Below are 18,840 nucleotides of genomic sequence, written 5' to 3'. Positions count from 1 at the left end.
AAGAGCCTTTTTTATTATGGTGTTGTTTGTTGCGGTTTTTTCTTTTTCCCGAAGATGCCGTCTATTAACTGACCGGCAGTATTCTTAACTGCATCCTTTTTAGGGTCGGTTGTTTTTGAGGTGTCTGTTTTTTTCTTGCCACCCAAAATATCACCTAATGCATCTTTTCCTTTGTTCAGGTATTTATCCTTTTGCATATTGGCAACCTGCATGGCCAGATTATTAGTAGCCTGTTTCATGTCAGTGGTTACTTTAGGGCTTTTGAAATTTCCGGTCATCTTTGCCGTGATCGGTACATTTTCAATCTTTGAAGCTTCGGCTGGAGTCAGTTTCGCTAATAATTTATTAGCATCATTTCCTAAATATTTGGCAGGAACGTCAAACTTCAGATTGTAATCCATACTTTGGTCAAAACCATGCGCACCGCCAATTTCAGCAGTGATGTCCTGATATTTTATTTTGAAAGGTTTTACTACAACTTTTCCTTTGTCAAATGAAACTGCTGCTTTGATGTCATTTAAATTGATTTTCTTCATATCGATGAATTTCAATTGGGAACCTAAAGCTGTCAGCATTTGTGAATTGTTGGCGTTAACGGTTGATGACAGTAATTGTCCTAACAAATCACCGGTAAGTGAAGTTAGTACAGGAGTCATTTCAACAGCATCAAGGTTTCCGTTCAGTTTGATGTTGGAGTTTAAACGTCCGCTTATCGCACCGGCAATAGGAGCGATGCTTTTGAGCATGTCTAGCTGTGTAAATGATTTGGCAATATCAACTTTGTCCAGATTCAGGCTCATGTTGAATTTTGGAGTGTTTCCTTTTGTCGACACAACACCATCAAGTCCAATCTGCCCGTCGAATATATTGGTTTTTACATTTTGAAGTGTAACCGCCTGGTCGCGGATGATCATCTTGCCTGAAACCGCTTTCAGGGTTAGGTTGTCATAAACAACTGTATTTGCTTTGGCTGAAATGGCACAATCGATAAATGCAGGAATTTTTACAGCATCTTTTTTACCTGAAGAAGCTGTTTTGGATTCTGAACTTTCTTCTGTTTTCTTAGTTGCAGTTGCTGAAGCCGGTTCCATGAAATCAGCCACTAAAAACTGATTGGAATTCATATTGAAGTTTCCTTTCAGGATTTGGTTTCGGAATAAAAATCCGTAGAAATTATCCAATGTTCCGTTCATTTGAATGTCTGATCCACCTGTTCTTAAATCAAAACTGTTCAATCTGATCTGGTTATTATTGAAGGCTACAACCGCTTGTTTGATTTGCACCGGTTTTGCCATTTCTGGTCCGGTATAATTGAAACCAGTAAGTGATATGTTTCCTGAATTCTGGATGTTTTGGTATTGGTTTTTTTCCACCGATTGCATGTCGAATTTCGTTTTGACATCGGCTTTTAAAATTCCTGAAAGCGGTTTGTCCAGTTTAACAGGATACGCTTTGGTTACATTGCCTAAATTGATGGTTCCTTTCAAAGCAGCATCAACCAAAGCATTGGTCATGGCATTTTTGATACTGGCTTTGATGCTGAAAACATCCTGATCGATTTTGAATGAAAGTTGATCAAGATTTACATAAGTATCGGTAACTGCTCCGGTTTCGTTGATGATTTTGGTGTCAATTACGATGTTTTGTACCGACTTTGGTAAATCAGGATATTGGAAAGACGCATTGTTTGAAGCAATTCCGATATTAAACTTAGGAACAGTTGTATCCGTCAGAGTTCCTTTTACCTTACCATTTACCGAAAAATTACCGGTTGTTTTAACAGTACTCAGGTTTCCGGCATAGGCAGCAGGAATCAAGCCCAAGAAGTTTTTGAAATCGGAAGTCGGGGTTTTGAAACTCAAATCATACTCTTGACCGTTTTCCAATAATTGGATGAATCCGGTAAATTCAAGCGGTAATTCATTGATTTTGGCTTTATTGTCTTTGAAGGTGTATTTGCTTTTTTCCAAATCAATTCCTAAAATGGCATCCAATGATAAACTCACATTATTCATGTAATTCATTTTATCCATGTCAATAGATATTTTGGCTGTCGATTTTGTGTCCAAATCTAATTTTTGTGTCCCGAAGTTCCCTTTACCGGTGTGGTTCAGACTATCGATAACCAATTTGATTTTAGAACGCTCATCATAATACTTGAAACGGAAGTTTTCCACTTCATAGTTTTGGATATTCATGGAGAAAGGCTTGCTTTCTTCTTTGGTATCCTCTTTTTTATCATCCTTTATGGCAATGTCAAAATTCCCGACACCGTCTTTATTGAAGAGAATATTGGCTAATCCGTTTTCTACTGAAATTGCTTCCAGAGTCATGGGGTCTTTTTCGCCTTTGAATAATTCGGTAACAGACATCTGAAGGTTTAATTCATCAAATGCTACCAATGTATCTCCTTCAAATGGAGCTTTATTGATGACCAATAATTTTTCAATTGATACACTCGCATCAGGAAAATTCCGGAACAAACTCAAATCGGCATCAGCAAAAGAAACCTTGGCATTTAGGTTGTCGTTTATGGATTGCTGGATTTTTGCTTTGATCTGGTCTTTGAAGAATATAGGAATTGATGCCAAAGCCGCCACTGTGACTACCAGAAAAACACCAATGCCAATAAATATTTTCTTTTTCATAACTCGAATGATTTGGAGTGAGTAAATTACATTTCTTACAAAAATAAGGTATATAATGAAAAACTGCTGTAAAGTTTTCATAAAAAAATCCGCTCTTGTATAGAACGGATTTTTCAGCTTTGTTAGTATGTATTTACTGGATTTCTATCTCATAAGGAAGTGAAGCCTGGATGCCTTTCTTCGAATTTAGTGACTTGATGCGTTGTATCATTTCGTAATTTTCTTCACCCAATTCTTCTTTCAGCAATGTTTCACGTGTTTTTAAGAAACTGAAGAATCCTTTTCCGCCAAATAATTCTTCAATATCTTTTTCATATTCAGGATATTCAACGGTTGAATAATCTTCAAGTTTTACTAAGCTTGCTGCATAAGCAATGGCGTCATCCATTCCGCCAATTTTGTCTACTAATCTTAATTTTAAAGCATCTGACCCGCTCCAGACACGTCCTTGGGCAATTGCATCTACTTGGCTGAAAGTCATTTTGCGTCCTGCAGCCACACGGGATACGAAAGTTTTGTAAACTTGTTCAACGCCTTCCTGAGTAAAGTTTCTGAAATCTTCTTCCAAAGGTTCAAAAGGTGTATAGCCTGAAGCATTTTTATGGGTTTCCACTAATTCGGAATTGATACCGTATTTGTCACTGATCTTGAAAAGATTCGGTAACATTCCGAAAACACCTATCGAACCGGTAATCGTACTGTTTTCTGCAAAAATTTTATCAGCATTGCAAGCGATGTAATAACCTCCCGAAGCTGCTAAATTACCCATGGAAACTACGACCGGCTTCACTTTTTTGGTGATTTCGATTTCTCTCCAGATTAAATCAGATGTCAGTGCACTTCCTCCCGGACTGTCGATGCGTAAAACAATGGCTTTAACATCATCGTCCTCACGGGCTTCTTTTAATGAACGTCGCATTGAACCTTCGCCCACAACATTTAAATCGCCTTCACCGGAACCAATTTCACCTTGAGCATAAATGATGGCAATTTTTTCTTTTGTTGAGAATTCGTTATCCAAGGCAACATCTTTGGCATAGTCTAAAATGTCAACTGTGTTATAATCTTCCTCTTCTTCTACTTTTAAACGTTTTTTGATATCGTCGTGGTAAACATCTTCATAAGCAACTATGTCAACCAAATTGTTGTTTTTGGCCATTTCAGGAGTTCTTGCCAGCAAATCTGCCGCTATGTTGTTTAGTTTTTCAACCGGTATATTTCTGGATTTGGAAATATCGGTTGCCATTGAATTCCAGATTGAATTTAAGAAAGTTGTAATCTGTTCACGGTTTTCCGGACTCATTTCACTGGCTAAGAAGGGTTCAACGGCACTTTTGTATTTTCCGTGACGGATAACTTCCATTTTTAATCCTGTTTTGTCCTGGAAATCTTTGAAATACATTACTTCGGTTGATAATCCTTTGAAATCCATTTCACCAACAGGGTTTAGGTATACTTTGTCGGCAACTGAATTTAAGTAATATTCCTTTTGTGACAATACATTGCCATATGACAATACAAATTTTCCGGATTTCTTGAATTTTTCCAATTCATCACGTAGGGTTTTGGTTTGTGCAATTCCTAAATGGATTTCGTTGTTTAATATTGAAATTCCTTTGATGTTATCGTCAGATGCAGCTGCTTCTATGGCACGTAATACATCGGTCAGGCCTTCTTTAGTGCCTTTGTCGTTTAAAAAAGGCATTTCTTTATAGTTGAATTTTCCGCCGTAATCATATGTTACTTTGGATAAATCAAGTTCAATTACCGAATTTTCTTTGACAACTGTCCGTTCTTCACCTCCGAACAAAGCACCTAAAATGATGATTCCGAAGAAAAAGAGAAAACAAAAAACAAAAAGCCCCACAACGGTAGCCAATACATTACCTAAAAATTTCATTTCAAATTTATTTTTATACCTATATGTAGCAATAAAGCTTTTTTTGTTACAATGAAATAGTTGTTAACAGTTGCAGGATTATGCTGTTATACTACAATTCTTTTTAGTTATTTTGTGGCTGATATGAGTCTCCAGCAAAAAGTCGTCCTTTCCCTGGGCAGTAATATAGGGAACCGGCGTGAAAATATCGAAAACTGCATTGAATTGATCCATCATCGAATCGGGTTGGTATTGCGTGTGTCAAAATTATATGAAACACCGGCCTGGGGATTTGAAAGTGATGCTTTTTATAATTGTGCTTTATTGGTACATTCATCTTTTTCGGCGGAGAAAATTTTAAAAAAAATCACGGCCATCGAAAAAGAGATGGGGCGCTTCCGTAAGCATAATACAGGTTATGAAGCCAGGATTATTGATATCGATATAATTTCGGTTGAAGATCAGGTAGCTGATGCGCATCATTTGCACATACCGCATCCGCAAATGCAAAACAGGAAATTTGTTTTGTTGCCGGTTTCTGATTTGAAACTGGATTGGCAGCATCCGGTGTTGGGAAAAACAGTTACAGAATTGATTCAGGTTTGTCCGGATGACAGCAAATGTGAAATTGCAGGAGAATTGAATGCGCCCGGAACCCAAAATAATATCAATAAGGTTAATTATATAGCTATTGAAGGGAATATTGGTGCGGGTAAAACTACTTTGGCTACTAAAATTTCGGAAGATTTCAATGCGAAACTTGTTTTGGAGCGCTTTGCAGATAATCCTTTTTTACCTAAGTTTTATAAAGACCAAAACCGCTATGCATTCCCGTTGGAAATGTCGTTTCTGGCCGACAGGTACCAGCAATTGGCTGATGACTTATCGCAATTTGATTTATTTGCCGATTTTGTTGTGGCTGATTATCATATTTTTAAGTCGCTGATTTTTGCCAAAGTAACGTTGCAGGAGGATGAATTTCGTTTGTATAAAACGTTGTTTGATATTATTTACAAAGAAATGCCAAAGCCTGATTTATATGTGTATCTGTATCAAAATACCGAAAGGCTGCTAAAAAACATCAAAAAACGCGGCCGTAGTTATGAACAGGAAATTCCGGCCGAATATCTTGATAAAATCAACCAGGGTTATCTGGATTATATTAAAACCCAAACGGATTTGAATGTCTTGGTAATCGATGTGTCCGATTTTGATTTTGTCAAACGTCAGGAGGATTATGTTACCATTTTGAAGGCTATTGAGAATAAACTGGGCAGCTGATGGTTAGCTTGTTTTTAGCTTACAGAATAAATCCCAGATTACAATCCCGGTAGTTACTGATATGTTTAATGAATGTTTGGTTCCCAATTGTGGTATTTCAATGGTGCCGTCACATAATTTTATAGCTTCCTGATTAACCCCGAAAACTTCATTTCCGAAAACCAATGCGTATTTTTTGTTGGTCTGTGTTTTAAAATTATCCAAGAAAATAGCGTTTTCAACCTGCTCAATCGCATAAACATCAACCTGTTGTGATTTTAATTCCTGAATTACTTCCAATACATCTTTTTTGTATTCCCAAACGACAGTTTCGGTTGCGCCTAAAGCTGTTTTGTTAATTTCTTTATTGGGCGGAGTGGCAGTAATTCCGCATAAATAGATTTTTTCAATTAAAAAAGCGTCACCGGTTCTGAATACCGATCCGATGTTGTGTAAACTTCTGATGTCATCCAATACCACAATTATTGGGGTTTTTTCAGCTTGTTTAAATTCTTCGACTGATTTACGTTCTAATTCGCTGTTTTCAATTTTTCTCATGCCGCAAAATTACACAAAAACTGAAAAAATGGAACTATTCTTTTAGTTGGTTGTGCGGAATAAAGTATAATGATGGTTTGGTCTTTATAATAGGAAGGGAAAATTCTTCACCTGAAATATAAATCCCTTCTTCGTTTACCGTTATACCTTCGAGTTGTCCAATCGAGAGTGAAGAACCTAATCTGTATTTTTGATAGGGATTGTTGAAAAACATTCCTGAATTATCCTTTGTGTTGAAAATGAGTAAAAAGCAGTTGCCTTTTCTGTTGTAACCAATGAGATATAGTTTCTGGTTGAAATAGCTTGCATCGGTTACAACAAATTTAGTTTTGAAACTTTCTCTTTTAACCAGTTTTTGCCTTTCAGATAAGTTAGGGTTAATTACATAATGCGAAGTGGCTTTGTTTTTCCATTCTTTTGAGAATAAATGTAGATTGCCATTTAAATAAATCAAGGCTTCAGCATCAAAATTATGACGGATGTTTTTGGGGCTGAAATCCTTTTGTTCCTCATATTCAAATGTAATTTTTGAAATGGGTTTAATAATAGTATCTGATTCGGTTTTTATTTTATAAATTGAAAGATCCTTTCGAGTTCCAAGGTTGTTGCCAAAATCTGCCAAATAAAGGTAAGTACTGTCTGTGGTTATGGCTTCCCAGTCAATATTAGGCAGTTCCGTTTTTGCTATTGAATTAATCTTTCCTGTTTCAGGGTTAACTTGATAAAGATTGTTAAGATTGCCGCCGTCATTGAATGTATAAAGTTTTTGCTTAAGGAAGCACAATCCTGATGTTTCTTTTAAGGTGTCTGACAAATGTCCGGTCAAGTATTTTTTGAGACGTATACGGCCTTTCTCCTGCGCAAACGAATGACAGTAAGCCAATAAGAATATAAATAATAGCGTCTTTTTCAAGAATGCAGTTTGAAATTGGTATAAAAATAAAAAGCCCATCAAAAGATGAGCTTTTCTATATTGTTTTCTGTTAATTAACTTTTAGGTGTTTCAACAGCTTTTGCATTTACTGTACCTTTAATAGTCAATACTTTTGAAGCACTTGCAGTTGCATTTGAAGTAACTGTTACTGTTTTAGTAAAAGCTCCAACTCTGTTTGTGTCATATTTCACACCGATAACAGCACTTTTTCCGGGTAAGATCGGCTCTTTAGGGAAAGTTGGTACTGTACATCCGCAAGATCCAGTAGCGTTAGTAATGATTAGTGGTTGGTTACCGTTGTTAGTTAAAACGAATTCGCGTTTTCCGTCAGCGCCTTGGTCGATTGTTCCGTAGTCGATTGTTTCGTTTTCGAAAACCATCCCAACTCCTTCAACTTTCGGTAACTTAGCTTTTTTAGCTTTTTTTTCTGTTTTAGCTTTAGCGGCAGTTTCCTGAGCAGATGCTGAGTACGTTCCTAAAAAGGCAACCGCAGCTAACATAAGTATAAATTTTTTCATAAATCTTTTTTTTGTTGATTCAACAAATGTATAAATAATTTCAATTGACAATTAAGAATTGCTTCAAAATTGTTGTTAAATATTTTAAGCAAATATTAGGCCAAAAATAATTAATTTCGTCGCCTGTATTTTTAAAACCATTACATTTTGTCTGCAAAAGAAAAAACTCCGAAAGAAACCCCGTTAATGAAGCAATATAATGAGATAAAAGCCAAGTATCCCGATGCTTGCCTGTTGTTTCGTGTAGGGGATTTTTACGAAACTTTTGGGGAAGATGCCATCAGGGCTTCGAAAATTTTAGGAATTACACTTACGAAGCGTGGCGCAGGAAGTGATTCGGAGACTGCTTTGGCCGGATTTCCGCACCATTCCTTGAATACCTATTTGCCTAAACTGGTTAAAGCCGGACTTAGGGTTGCAATCTGTGATCAGTTGGAAGATCCTAAAATGACCAAAACAATTGTAAAACGAGGAGTAACCGAATTGGTAACGCCTGGAGTTTCAATGAATGATGAGGTTTTGGTTTCCAAATCAAATAATTTCCTGGCTTCTGTTTATTTCGGTAAAAAACAATTGGGTGTTGCCTTTTTGGATGTGTCGACCGGTGAGTTTTTGACTTCGGAAGGTAATGAAGAATATATTGACAAATTGTTACAGAATTTTGGTCCGAGTGAAATTTTGGTTCCCAAACAAAATAAAAATGATTTTAAAGAAGCTTTCGGTGAAAATTTCCATGCCTTTTATTTGGAAGACTGGGTGTATAAAGAAGATTATGCTACAGAAACACTGACCAATCACTTTCAGACAAATTCCCTGAAAGGTTTTGGAATTGAAGAAATGATCCACGGAATTATTGCTTCTGGAGCTGTTTTGTATTATTTATCTGAAACACAGCATAATAAAATACAGCATATCACATCAATTCACCGTATTGCAGAAGATGCTTATGTGTGGATGGATCGTTTTACCATCCGTAATCTGGAATTGTACCACAGTTATAACCCGAATGCGGTTACACTTCTGGATGTAATTGATAAGACCTTGTCTCCAATGGGTGGAAGGCTGTTAAAGAGATGGTTGGCTTTACCGTTAAAAAACAGTAATAAAATTAATGACCGTCATGAAGTGGTTGGTTACCTGAAGGATAACCAGGATATTTTGCAGCAAATCCAATATCAGATTAAACAAATTTCCGATTTGGAACGTTTGATTTCCAAAGTGGCAGCCGGAAGGATTTCGCCTCGTGAGGTTATCTATCTGAAAGAGTCTTTAGATGCTGTTATCCCTATTAAGGAGTTGGCACTTAAAAGTCCGCAGGAAGCTGTAAAAGTAATTGGTGACAGTTTACATTCATGTGATTTGTTGCGTGAAAAAATACAAACGACTTTGAATCAGGATGCGCCGGTTTCCATTAATAAAGGAAACGCGATTGCTTTTGGAGTGAATCCTGAATTAGATGAGTTGCGTAATATATCCAATACCGGTAAAGGGTTTTTGGAAGCTATTGAAAAAAGAGAATCGGAAGCGACAGGGATACCTTCATTGAAAATATCCTTCAATAATGTATTTGGGTATTATATTGAAGTAAGAAATACACATAAAGATAAAGTTCCTTCGGAATGGATCAGAAAACAGACGTTGGTAAATGCTGAACGTTATATTACGGAAGAATTAAAAGAATACGAATCCAAAATATTAGGTGCCGAAGAAAAAATACAGCAATTGGAGAGTCAGTTGTTTGAACAATTGGTGGGTTGGGTTGCTACTTATATTAAGCCAGTGCAGTTAAATGCGAACTTAATTGCACAATTGGATTGTCTGGCTTCTTTTGCGCAACAGGCGATTGATAATAATTATGTGCGTCCGGTGCTTAATGATTCGTTTGAGCTGGATATTAAAAACGGCCGTCATCCTGTAATTGAAAAGCAATTGCCAATCGGAGTTCCTTATATAGCCAATGATGTGTATCTGGATAGGGATTCACAGCAGGTGATTATGATTACCGGACCGAATATGTCAGGTAAGTCGGCTATTTTAAGACAAACGGCATTGATTGTGTTGTTAGCCCAAATGGGGAGTTTTGTGCCGGCAGAGTCAGTAACGATGGGTGTCGTGGATAAAATTTTTACAAGGGTAGGTGCCAGTGATAATATTTCAATGGGAGAATCTACGTTTATGGTTGAGATGAATGAAACGGCTTCTATTTTGAATAATATATCAGACAGAAGTCTGGTGCTTTTGGATGAAATTGGGCGGGGAACCAGTACCTATGATGGTGTTTCCATTGCGTGGGCTATTGCCGAATTCCTGCATGAAAATCCGGCACAGCCTAAAACGTTATTTGCGACGCATTATCATGAACTGAATGAGATGACCGAAAGTTTACCAAGAATCCGTAATTATAATGTATCGGTTAAGGAATTGAAGGATACGGTATTGTTTATCCGTAAGCTGGAAAAAGGTGGAAGCGCCCACAGTTTTGGTATCCATGTGGCAAAAATGGCCGGAATGCCGCAAACAGTAATACAGAAGGCGGGGAAAATATTAAAAAAGCTGGAAAAGAACCATTCGGCGGAAGCGTTAAGCGGAATTAAGTCGGATAAAGATGAAATGCAGTTGAGTATTTTTAATTTAGATGATCCGCTTTTGGAAGAAATCAAGGAAGAAATCTTGAGTTTAGACATCAATACACTGACTCCTGTTGAGGCTTTGATGAAATTGAATGAAATTAAGCGGATGATTTCAAAAAAATAATTTTTGTAAATTATTACTATTCAATTGCTTAAAAAAATGATGTGATTTTTTTTTAAAAAGTTCTTGCAGAAGTAAATTCTTGTTGTATATTTGCACTCGCAATACGGAACAAGTATGGCGAAGTTCTTAAAAAGACGCAATGCGAAAATAGCTCAGTTGGTAGAGCGCAACCTTGCCAAGGTTGAGGTCGCGGGTTCGAACCCCGTTTTTCGCTCGACTACCAAGTTAAAATATTTGCTCGAGTGGTGGAATTGGTAGACACGCTGGACTTAAAATCCAGTGAACATTTCGTTCGTGCGGGTTCAAGTCCCGCCTTGAGTACAAAAGCTCCTAGCGTAAGTTAGGAGCTTTTTTGTTTTTGTAAATCAACTGACAAATTATAAACAGTCTGTATTTTATTTTGTGAATACATTCTTGGCTGAAATGGGTATTACTTCGTAAATTATCTATAAATTGCCTTGCTTGAAAAATGGATGGGAAGTGGTTTTACTCATTTCATTTTCAATTATTCTTAATTATCCAAACTAAAAAATAAATGGGGGTTTTTGTTATTACTAAGCGTAGTAATGACGATTACAAGTTTGAATTTGTTTCCCGAAAAGGGAAAACGATTCTGACGAGTAATAGTTATGAATTGCGGTTTGAGTGTGAAGAAGAGATTGAAGTGTTGAAAAATTCGCTTCCAGAGGCGATTTTTATGCGGTTTAAGACCTCGAGTGGTAAGTTTTACTTTCGGTTGATTGTGGATAAGAAAGAAATGGCGACAAGCCGTAAATATACCACGCAGCTTTTAATGCAAAGAGGTATTGATGAGATAATAAGATCTGGTGCGAATTCTGAATTATTGGATTTCTCTACTAATGATTTTGTATTTCCTGAAATTGATGTCTTTCAAGATTGATCTTTCTAAAAGAAGGGGAATAAAAAAAAGCTCCGCATTGCGGAGCTTTTTAAAAACTAGATATTATCTAATTATTTTTTTACTTCTTCAGTGTGAGCAGCAGCATCAGTAGCAGCAGCGTCAGCAGCAGGAGCAGCAGTAGAATCTGCAGTAGCTGTAGTAGAATCTACAGTTTCAGCAGTAGCCTCAACAGCTTCTTCCATTACTGGAGCCTCAGTAGTAGCCTCAGCAGCTTGATCTTTACAAGAAACTAAAACAGCAGCAACGAATGCTAAGCTTAAAACAACTTTTTTCATCTTACTTAAATTATAAAAGGTTAATTATTAATTCGTGGCAAAGATATAAATTTTTTGATATGAAATATTTTTTTTAAATATTTTTTTTAAAAATCCAAACTTTTACCGTTGTGTAGTATTCTACAAATTGCGTGCCAAAAATAAAGCGGATTCTAAATTTTAGAATCCGCTTTAAATAATTGTCTATTAGGATCTTATTTCTTAGAAGGAAGAATTAATTTCATCTCCTCCACTAAATTTTTAGCGCCTGCAAATTTATCCACAATGAATAAAATGTATCGGGCATCAACCATAATGTTCCTACAAATTTCAGGGCTGTAATAAATGTCGCTCATAGTTCCTTCCCAAACACGGTCAAAATTCAATCCGATAAGGTTTCCATTGGCATCTAAAGCAGGACTTCCTGAATTTCCTCCGGTAGTATGGTTTGTTGCAATGAAGGCTACTGGCATTTTCCCGTTTTTATCTGCATATCTGCCGTAATCTTTTGTGTTGTATAAATCAACCAGTTTTTTCGGAAGATCAAATTCATAATCACCAGGAATATATTTCTCAATTACTCCGTCTAAATATGTGATTGGTGTATAAGTGACTGCGTCAGCCGGTTTGTAACCTTTTACTTTTCCGTAAGTAATACGTAGTGTGCTGTTTGCGTCAGGGAAAATACGGGCCGATTTCGGGCTTAATTCTAAAATAGCTTTCATATAAGTGCGTTGTAAAGCGATGTTTTTTAAGTTCATCTCTTCAAACCTTGGGAAAACATTTTTAATATAAACATCTGAAATTGATTTCACCAATGCATAACCTTTATCTTGGTTTAATTTCTCAATAACTGATTTGGCATCTCCGTTCAATAATTCTTTTAATCCATTGTAAGAAGTTAATTTTGAATTCTTGAAAATATCTGAAGCTAATTGCGTGGCATTGATGTTTTGTAATGTAGAAGGTAAGAACTGTTTTGGTGATTTTGTCGCGTAGATATTGATTAACTGTTCAAATACTTTTTCGTCAACATTAGCATTGAAGTCTTTGTATAAACCTTCAAAAGTAGTGATGGCGTTGTTTTTTCGGTCGTTGAATGCCTGTTCACCTTTGGAATTGTATACTTGTTCCAATTGATACAAGCGGAATCCAAAAGATAAAATTTCAGTATTGCGTTGTACTACTTCTGTGAAATAGTCTCTTGCTAATGCATATTCTCTGATATTGGCGTAATTTGTTTTGAACTCGTTCAGAATATTGCCGTATTCGGCTTGTTTGCCTGCTTTTTCAATTTTCGTCTGTAAGTCTTTTTCGAATTTTTGCTTGATGCTTAGAGCGTCCGATTTTTTCAAACCTTTGGTTTCACCAATCCATTTTTTCCAGTAATTAGCTACTGAAGCATATTTAGAAGCATACTGGATTTTGATCGCATTATCTTTACGCATGAATCCGTCCTGAACTTTTAAGGCAGCATCACGGACTTCTATTTTAGCCGGATTTAGTTCGTTCACAATTTGCTCAACCGCAAATGACGGTAAGTACTCCTGTGTTCTTCCCGGATATCCCATTACCATTGTGAAGTCGTTTTCCTGAATTCCTTTTAATGAAATTGGGAAGAAATGTTTAGGAGTGTATGGAACGTTGTCTTTTGAATATTCTGCCGGACGGTTGTTTTTGTCAGCATAAATACGGAATAAAGAGAAGTCTCCTGTGTGACGTGGCCAAACCCAATTGTCTGTGTCAGACCCGAATTTCCCGATTGAGCTTGGCGGAGCACCCACTAAACGTACATCGCGGAAAGTTTCAGTTACAAATAATAAATATTGGTTTCCGTCAAAGAATGTTTTGATTTGGTTTTCCTGCCATGATTCTTTCGGAAGTGTTTTGTTTAAAGTGGCAATGTTCTCCTGTATTTTCTTTTGTTTTTCAGCTTCGGTTGCTAAAGACGCTACTCCTTCGGTTACTTTGGAGGTAACATCTTCTATACGTACAATGAAAGTAACAAATAAATCTTTGTTTGGTAGCTCTTCTTCCATTTTGTATGCCCAGAATCCATTAGTTAAGTAATCATGCTCAACCGTTGAATGGCTTTGAATGTTGTCGTATCCACAGTGGTGGTTGGTCAGGATTAATCCTTTAGGTGAAATCACCTCTGCCGTACAGCCACCGTCAAAGTGGGGAACAGCATCTTTTAAGCTGGATTTGTTTACCGAATAAATGTCTTCGGCTGTGATTTTCATACCCAGGTTTTTCATTTCGGCTTCGTTCATTCCTTTTAGTAATGAAGGGACCCACATACCGCCTTGTTGGGCGAATAATGGAGCGACGAATAAAATAAGAAGTAGTCGTAAAAATTTCATATGTTGATAGTTATTATTCTTTTGTCTGTCATATGTTATCGCCTTTTATTTGGTGTTTGCTTTGGCAAACTTTTTTGTTTGTGGCGATTTCATAATTAATATTTAATAGTAGCGCAAGTTACAATTTTAGAGTTGTTTATGTTTTATTTTAAGTTTTTGTTAAGAAATGAGGCTTTTGTTTTTATTCATATTGATATGGTGGTCTGACTCCCATCGGTGCTCTATGTAAAACGCCTTTGTTGGAAAGTGTTAATGTGAAGTTATCTGTTTCTTCATCGGGAAATATTAAATCAACAGTACAAAATTTGATTTTGGAATTAATACTTTCTATTTTGTTGATTTTGTATGATGAAAATTGAATTGGATTATCTCCAAAATCATAATAGGTTATTTCGTTTTTTGAAAAGTTGACAAAAGCATTATTTGAGGTGTCTTTGAATACCTTTTTCTTATTGATGAAATTTTGAATATCTTTTACTGAATTAAAGGCAATGAATTTCTTTTCCGGATCAGCATAGGAAGCATCCGGGACATGATAATAATCAATGGCAACCAGATTTATTGAGTTTTCATATATTGAAAAGTAAAACTCGTAAACGATACTTTTGCTTGTAGAGATTCCACTTCCCTTAAAGTTACATTTGTTTTTTATTGACTTGTTTGACTGGAAGGTTTCTTCAGGTAGATTTACATAAGCATTGTCAAAATGATCAAAAGAAAACTTATTTTTATAATCCTCATAAAAGAATCCATTTTTTTTAAATTCTAAATCTCCTAAATACTCAGGTGAATCATTATGGACTATATTGGTGGAAATTTCGTCATTAAACCAGTCGAAGTTATCTTTAAAGGAAGTGCTGAAAGTAAGAATAGGGTAGTATCCGTCTTTGTAGGAAAAAAGACATCCTGTTTTTTTATCAATAAATTGGTCAAGCTTCTTGTAGTCATTGGAATTAAAGGCAATGATGAATTTCTCGAATAATTCGTTGATGTTTTCTTTTTTCTGGGGTTTGGCAACAACTTTTGTTGTATCAGTCTTCGTTGTGTGTTGAGAATTTTGTTTTTCTTCATTTTTGCAGCATATAATTGCAAGAAAAAACACAAAAAATATTTTTTTCATAATTTGATTAAATGGAATTTAAAATTTTATCAGCTGCTCCTTTATTCATTTGGACGAAAGTGCTGCAGATGTGTCCTTTTTCAAATCGTTCATCTGGATTCTGAACCAATAAGTTAAAGGCCTGATTCAATTCCTGTTGGCTTTTTATAGTGGTACAACCATCCATGTTGACTAAAGCAGTTGCTTCGGCAAAATGGGAATAATTGGGGCCGATTATAATTGGCAAACCGAAAGTAGCCGGTTCCAATATATTGTGAACGCCCGGGTTTCCAAATCCGCCTCCTACGTAAGTGATGTCGGCATAACTGTATATTTTGGTCAAAATTCCTATAGTGTCGATGATGAATACATCATAATCTGCCAAATTCTTGCCTTCCATTTCAGAAAAAAGAACAGTCTTTTTTGCGATTTGTGATTTCAGATCAGCGATTTGGTCTGGTTTAATGTTGTGTGGTGCAATGATAAATTTCAACCGGTGTGAAGTTCTGTTGATGTAGTTGACCAGTAATTCTTCATCTTTTGGCCATGAGCTTCCAATGACAATTGTTGTCATTTTAAATTCCTGGAACGGATTTTTACAGAACTCTTCAATGAAGTTTAATGTGTTGTCTCTTTCTAAAATGGAAACCACCCGGTCAAAGCGTGTATCTCCTGATGTTTTGACATTTGTAAAGCCGATGCTTTGCAATAATTCTTTTGATGAGTCGTTTTGTACAAAAAAATAATCAAAAGTTTTCAGGGCTTTTCGGTAAAAACCGCCATACCATTTAAAAAATGTCTGGGTTTCCCTGAAAATTCCTGAAATAAGGTAAGTCTTGATTTTGTTCTTTTTCAGCTCGTTTAGATAGTTCGGCCAGTATTCGTATTTGATGAAAAATACCTGTTCCGGATGCACGATTGAAATAAATTTTCCGGCATTGGATGCGGTGTCAAGTGGTAAATAAACCGTTACATCGGCAATGGGATTGTTTTTACGGACTTCATAACCTGAAGGGGAAAAAAAAGTCAGTACTATTTTATGATTTGGGAATTTATTTTTGATTTTTTCCATCACCGGGAGGCCTTGTTCATATTCTCCAAGTGACGCGGCATGAAACCAGATGGTTTTGTCATTTGGTTTGATGGCAGAGGAAAGTGTAGTGAAAACATTTTTTCTTCCGTTAACGAATAATTTGATTTTCGGACTGAAAATCGCAATGATCTTGAGGATAAAGCCGGTGAGTTGGACTATTAGGTTGTATGCAAAAAACATGCTTCTGATTTTGTCCTGCTAAAATACATTTTCTATATTGAAATTCATTGCAGACTATGTAAATTAATGACTATTTTTGTTCTTGCTTTTGACAAGGTGTGTTTTGTCCGAAACGTATAGGTTTTAAGCTTAATTTATTTTAACTCTTTTTATAATGAGAAAATTACAAATGGTTGACTTGAAAAGTCAATATGATAAAATAAAAGATGAAGTGAATGCTTCAATCCAGGAGGTTTTAGATACTACAACATATATTAATGGGCCTTTGGTGCACCAGTTTCAGGCAGATTTAGAGAAGTATTTAGGTGTAAAACACGTTATTCCGTGTGCAAATGGTACAGATGCATTACAAATTGCCATGATGGGGCTTGAATTAAAACCCGGAGATGAGGTTATTACGGCCGATTTCACATTTGCTGCAACTGTTGAAGTGATAGCTTTATTGCAATTAACGCCTGTTTTGGTAGATGTGGATATGGATACCATGAATATTTCAATTGAAGCGCTTAAGAAGGCAATTACCCCTAAAACAAAAGCAATCGTTCCGGTGCATTTGTTTGGGCGCGCAGCCAATATGGATGCTATAATGGAAATTGCAAATGAGTACAATTTGTTTGTGATTGAAGATAACGCACAGGCTATTGGTGCAAATTATGCATCTAAAGACGGTTCGAAAGTGAAAGTTGGCGCAATCGGACATGTTGCAGCTACATCTTTCTTCCCTTCTAAAAATTTAGGATGTTATGGTGACGGAGGTGCAATTTTTACAAACAACGATGCTTTGGCGCATAAGCTGAGAGGGATTGTGAACCACGGGATGTATGTGCGTTACCATCATGATGTTGTAGGAGTGAATTCCCGTTTGGACAGTATTCAGGCAGGTGTGTTGAAGGCTAAGCTACCACATTTGGATGCTTACAATGCAGCCCGCAGAGAGGCAGCATATAAATACAATCAGGCACTTTCGGTTAATCCTAATATAGTGGTTCCTGAATTTGATATGAATGGTGATGATCATGTTTTTCATCAATATGTAATCCGTATCACAAACGGAAAACGTGATGGGCTTTTGGAGCATTTGATGGCTAAAGGTATTCCTTGTGCTATCTATTATCCAATTCCGTTGCACAGTCAGAAGGCTTATGTCGATTCGAGGTATGCTGAAGCCGATTTTCCGGTCACAAATCAATTAGTGAAAGAAGTCGCTGCTTTGCCAATGCATACTGAGTTAGATGATGAGCAGATCAAATTTATAACTGATTCGGTTCTTGAGTTTGTATAATGAAAATATGAAAAAGAGAAAAGACGGGCTTGAATAAAAGTTTTCTTTTCTCTTTTACTTTTAAAAAAAACAATGAAAATACTTGTAACAGGGGGGTTGGGTTTTATTGGTTCACATACGGTTGTTGAACTACAAAATGAAGGCTTTGAGGTTGTGGTGATTGATAATCTTTCCAATTCATCAATTGATGTTCTGGATGGTATTCAGAAGATAACCGGAAAGAAGCCTTTTTTTGAGAATCTTGATTTGAAGAATAAAGTTTCGGTGCAGGATTTTTTTGATAAACATACTGATGTCACCCACGTCATTCATTTTGCAGCCAGTAAAGCTGTAGGGGAGAGTGTGGGAAATCCGTTACTGTATTATGAAAATAATATTAATACGTTAGTGTATCTTCTTCAGGAGTTGGAGAAAAAGACCGAAGCAAATTTTATTTTTAGTTCTTCCTGTACGGTTTACGGACAGGCTGATGATATGCCTATTACTGAAAAGGCGTCTGTAAAACCTGCCTTTTCACCATATGGAAATACCAAGCAAATTGGTGAGGAAATTGTTTGGGATGTTTCAGCGGTCTCCGGAATTAATGCAGTTTTGTTGCGCTATTTTAATCCTATAGGAGCGCATCCATCTGCTGAGATTGGCGAATTGCCTTTGGGTGTTCCCCAAAATTTAGTTCCTTTTATTACGCAGACTGCTATTGGTTTGCGCCAGGAATTGTCTGTTTTTGGTGATGATTATCCTACGCCTGACGGAACAGCTGTCAGGGATTATATTCACGTGGTGGATTTGGCCAAGGCGCATGTATTGGCATTGAAACGCTTAATAGAAAAGAAAAATAAGGACAAGGTTGAGGTTTTTAATATTGGAACAGGAAAAGGAAGTTCAGTTTTAGAAGTGATTAAGGCTTTTGAAAAAGTATCGGAACAAAAATTGGCTTACAAAATTGTTGGCAGACGTGACGGTGATGTGACGGAAGTATATGCCAATACAGATAAGGCTAATCAGGTTTTGGGATGGAAAGCACAATTGACCCTGGAAGATGCTTTGGGTAGTGCCTGGAAATGGGAGAAGAAAATTAGGAATAACATATAATTAA

Annotated in this window: 14 protein-coding genes and 2 tRNA genes; 7 read left to right on the top strand and 9 right to left on the bottom strand. The window is 36.5% G+C overall.

The annotated features are described in order from the left end of the window. Positions 1-14: 14 nt before the first annotated feature. On the bottom strand, positions 15-2,648 hold the full coding sequence (locus tag NAT51_RS04730; RefSeq protein WP_250595855.1) for an AsmA-like C-terminal region-containing protein: 2,634 nt from the start codon (positions 2,646-2,648) through the stop codon (positions 15-17). Between the two features lie 133 nt (positions 2,649-2,781). Then, on the bottom strand, positions 2,782-4,548 hold the full coding sequence (sppA, locus tag NAT51_RS04725; RefSeq protein WP_250595853.1) for a signal peptide peptidase SppA: 1,767 nt from the start codon (positions 4,546-4,548) through the stop codon (positions 2,782-2,784). A 123-nt stretch (positions 4,549-4,671) separates the two neighbouring features. Here sppA and folK point away from each other — a divergent pair, with 123 nt between their 5' ends. Next, positions 4,672-5,808 carry a 2-amino-4-hydroxy-6-hydroxymethyldihydropteridine diphosphokinase gene (gene folK / locus NAT51_RS04720; protein WP_250596238.1) on the top strand — a complete coding sequence of 379 codons (1,137 nt, stop codon included), beginning with the start codon at positions 4,672-4,674 and terminating at the stop codon, positions 5,806-5,808. Positions 5,809-5,811: 3 nt separating this feature from the next. On the opposite strand, the gene NAT51_RS04715 is transcribed toward folK, so the two are convergent. From NAT51_RS04715 to NAT51_RS04705, 3 genes are all read right to left on the bottom strand, one after another. Next, positions 5,812-6,345: an RNA methyltransferase gene (locus NAT51_RS04715; protein ID WP_250595851.1), complete on the bottom strand. Its 534-nt coding sequence runs from the start codon at positions 6,343-6,345 to the stop codon at positions 5,812-5,814. A gap of 34 nt (positions 6,346-6,379) precedes the next feature. Further along, the gene (locus NAT51_RS04710; RefSeq protein WP_250595849.1) at positions 6,380-7,258 is read right to left on the bottom strand and encodes a hypothetical protein; all 879 of its coding nucleotides are present in this window, start codon (positions 7,256-7,258) and stop codon (positions 6,380-6,382) included. 74 nt (positions 7,259-7,332) lie between these two features. Continuing rightward, positions 7,333-7,797, bottom strand: a complete 465-nt coding sequence (locus NAT51_RS04705; RefSeq protein WP_250595847.1) for a DUF1573 domain-containing protein — start codon at positions 7,795-7,797, stop codon at positions 7,333-7,335. Between the two features lie 147 nt (positions 7,798-7,944). Between NAT51_RS04705 and mutS the strand changes: the two genes are divergently transcribed. The 4 genes from mutS (at position 7,945) to NAT51_RS04685 (ending at position 11,452) form a co-directional block, all read left to right on the top strand. Continuing rightward, positions 7,945-10,551, top strand: a complete 2,607-nt coding sequence (gene mutS / locus NAT51_RS04700; protein WP_250595846.1) for a DNA mismatch repair protein MutS — start codon at positions 7,945-7,947, stop codon at positions 10,549-10,551. Positions 10,552-10,692: 141 nt separating this feature from the next. Further along, positions 10,693-10,765 (top strand) — tRNA-Gly (locus NAT51_RS04695). 22 nt (positions 10,766-10,787) lie between these two features. Next, positions 10,788-10,872: transfer RNA gene (locus NAT51_RS04690), tRNA-Leu, on the top strand. Positions 10,873-11,086: 214 nt separating this feature from the next. Further along, entirely contained in the window at positions 11,087-11,452 is a 366-nt protein-coding gene (locus NAT51_RS04685) for a YegP family protein (protein ID WP_250595844.1), read from the top strand. A 71-nt stretch (positions 11,453-11,523) separates the two neighbouring features. Here the strand turns inward: NAT51_RS04685 and NAT51_RS04680 are convergent, their stop codons facing one another. The 4 genes from NAT51_RS04680 to NAT51_RS04665 form a co-directional block, all read right to left on the bottom strand. Then, complete coding sequence (locus tag NAT51_RS04680; protein WP_250595841.1) at positions 11,524-11,748, bottom strand: hypothetical protein; 225 nt, start codon at positions 11,746-11,748, stop codon at positions 11,524-11,526. A gap of 194 nt (positions 11,749-11,942) precedes the next feature. Then, positions 11,943-14,090 carry a S46 family peptidase gene (locus NAT51_RS04675; protein WP_250595839.1) on the bottom strand — a complete coding sequence of 716 codons (2,148 nt, stop codon included), beginning with the start codon at positions 14,088-14,090 and terminating at the stop codon, positions 11,943-11,945. 181 nt (positions 14,091-14,271) lie between these two features. Further along, on the bottom strand, positions 14,272-15,210 hold the full coding sequence (locus NAT51_RS04670; RefSeq protein WP_250595837.1) for a hypothetical protein: 939 nt from the start codon (positions 15,208-15,210) through the stop codon (positions 14,272-14,274). A gap of 7 nt (positions 15,211-15,217) precedes the next feature. Then, complete coding sequence (locus NAT51_RS04665; protein ID WP_250595835.1) at positions 15,218-16,462, bottom strand: 3-deoxy-D-manno-octulosonic acid transferase; 1,245 nt, start codon at positions 16,460-16,462, stop codon at positions 15,218-15,220. Positions 16,463-16,616: 154 nt separating this feature from the next. Between NAT51_RS04665 and NAT51_RS04660 the strand changes: the two genes are divergently transcribed. Next, positions 16,617-17,744, top strand: a complete 1,128-nt coding sequence (locus NAT51_RS04660) for a DegT/DnrJ/EryC1/StrS family aminotransferase (protein ID WP_250595833.1) — start codon at positions 16,617-16,619, stop codon at positions 17,742-17,744. 72 nt (positions 17,745-17,816) lie between these two features. Continuing rightward, complete coding sequence (gene galE / locus NAT51_RS04655) at positions 17,817-18,836, top strand: UDP-glucose 4-epimerase GalE (RefSeq protein WP_250595831.1); 1,020 nt, start codon at positions 17,817-17,819, stop codon at positions 18,834-18,836. Positions 18,837-18,840 lie beyond the last annotated feature (4 nt).

The organism is Flavobacterium amniphilum (genome assembly GCF_023634845.1).
GTDB lineage: Bacteria > Bacteroidota > Bacteroidia > Flavobacteriales > Flavobacteriaceae > Flavobacterium > Flavobacterium amniphilum.
The sequence above is the reverse complement of the archived record's forward strand: the minus strand, read 5'-3'. Positions and strand labels throughout refer to the sequence as shown.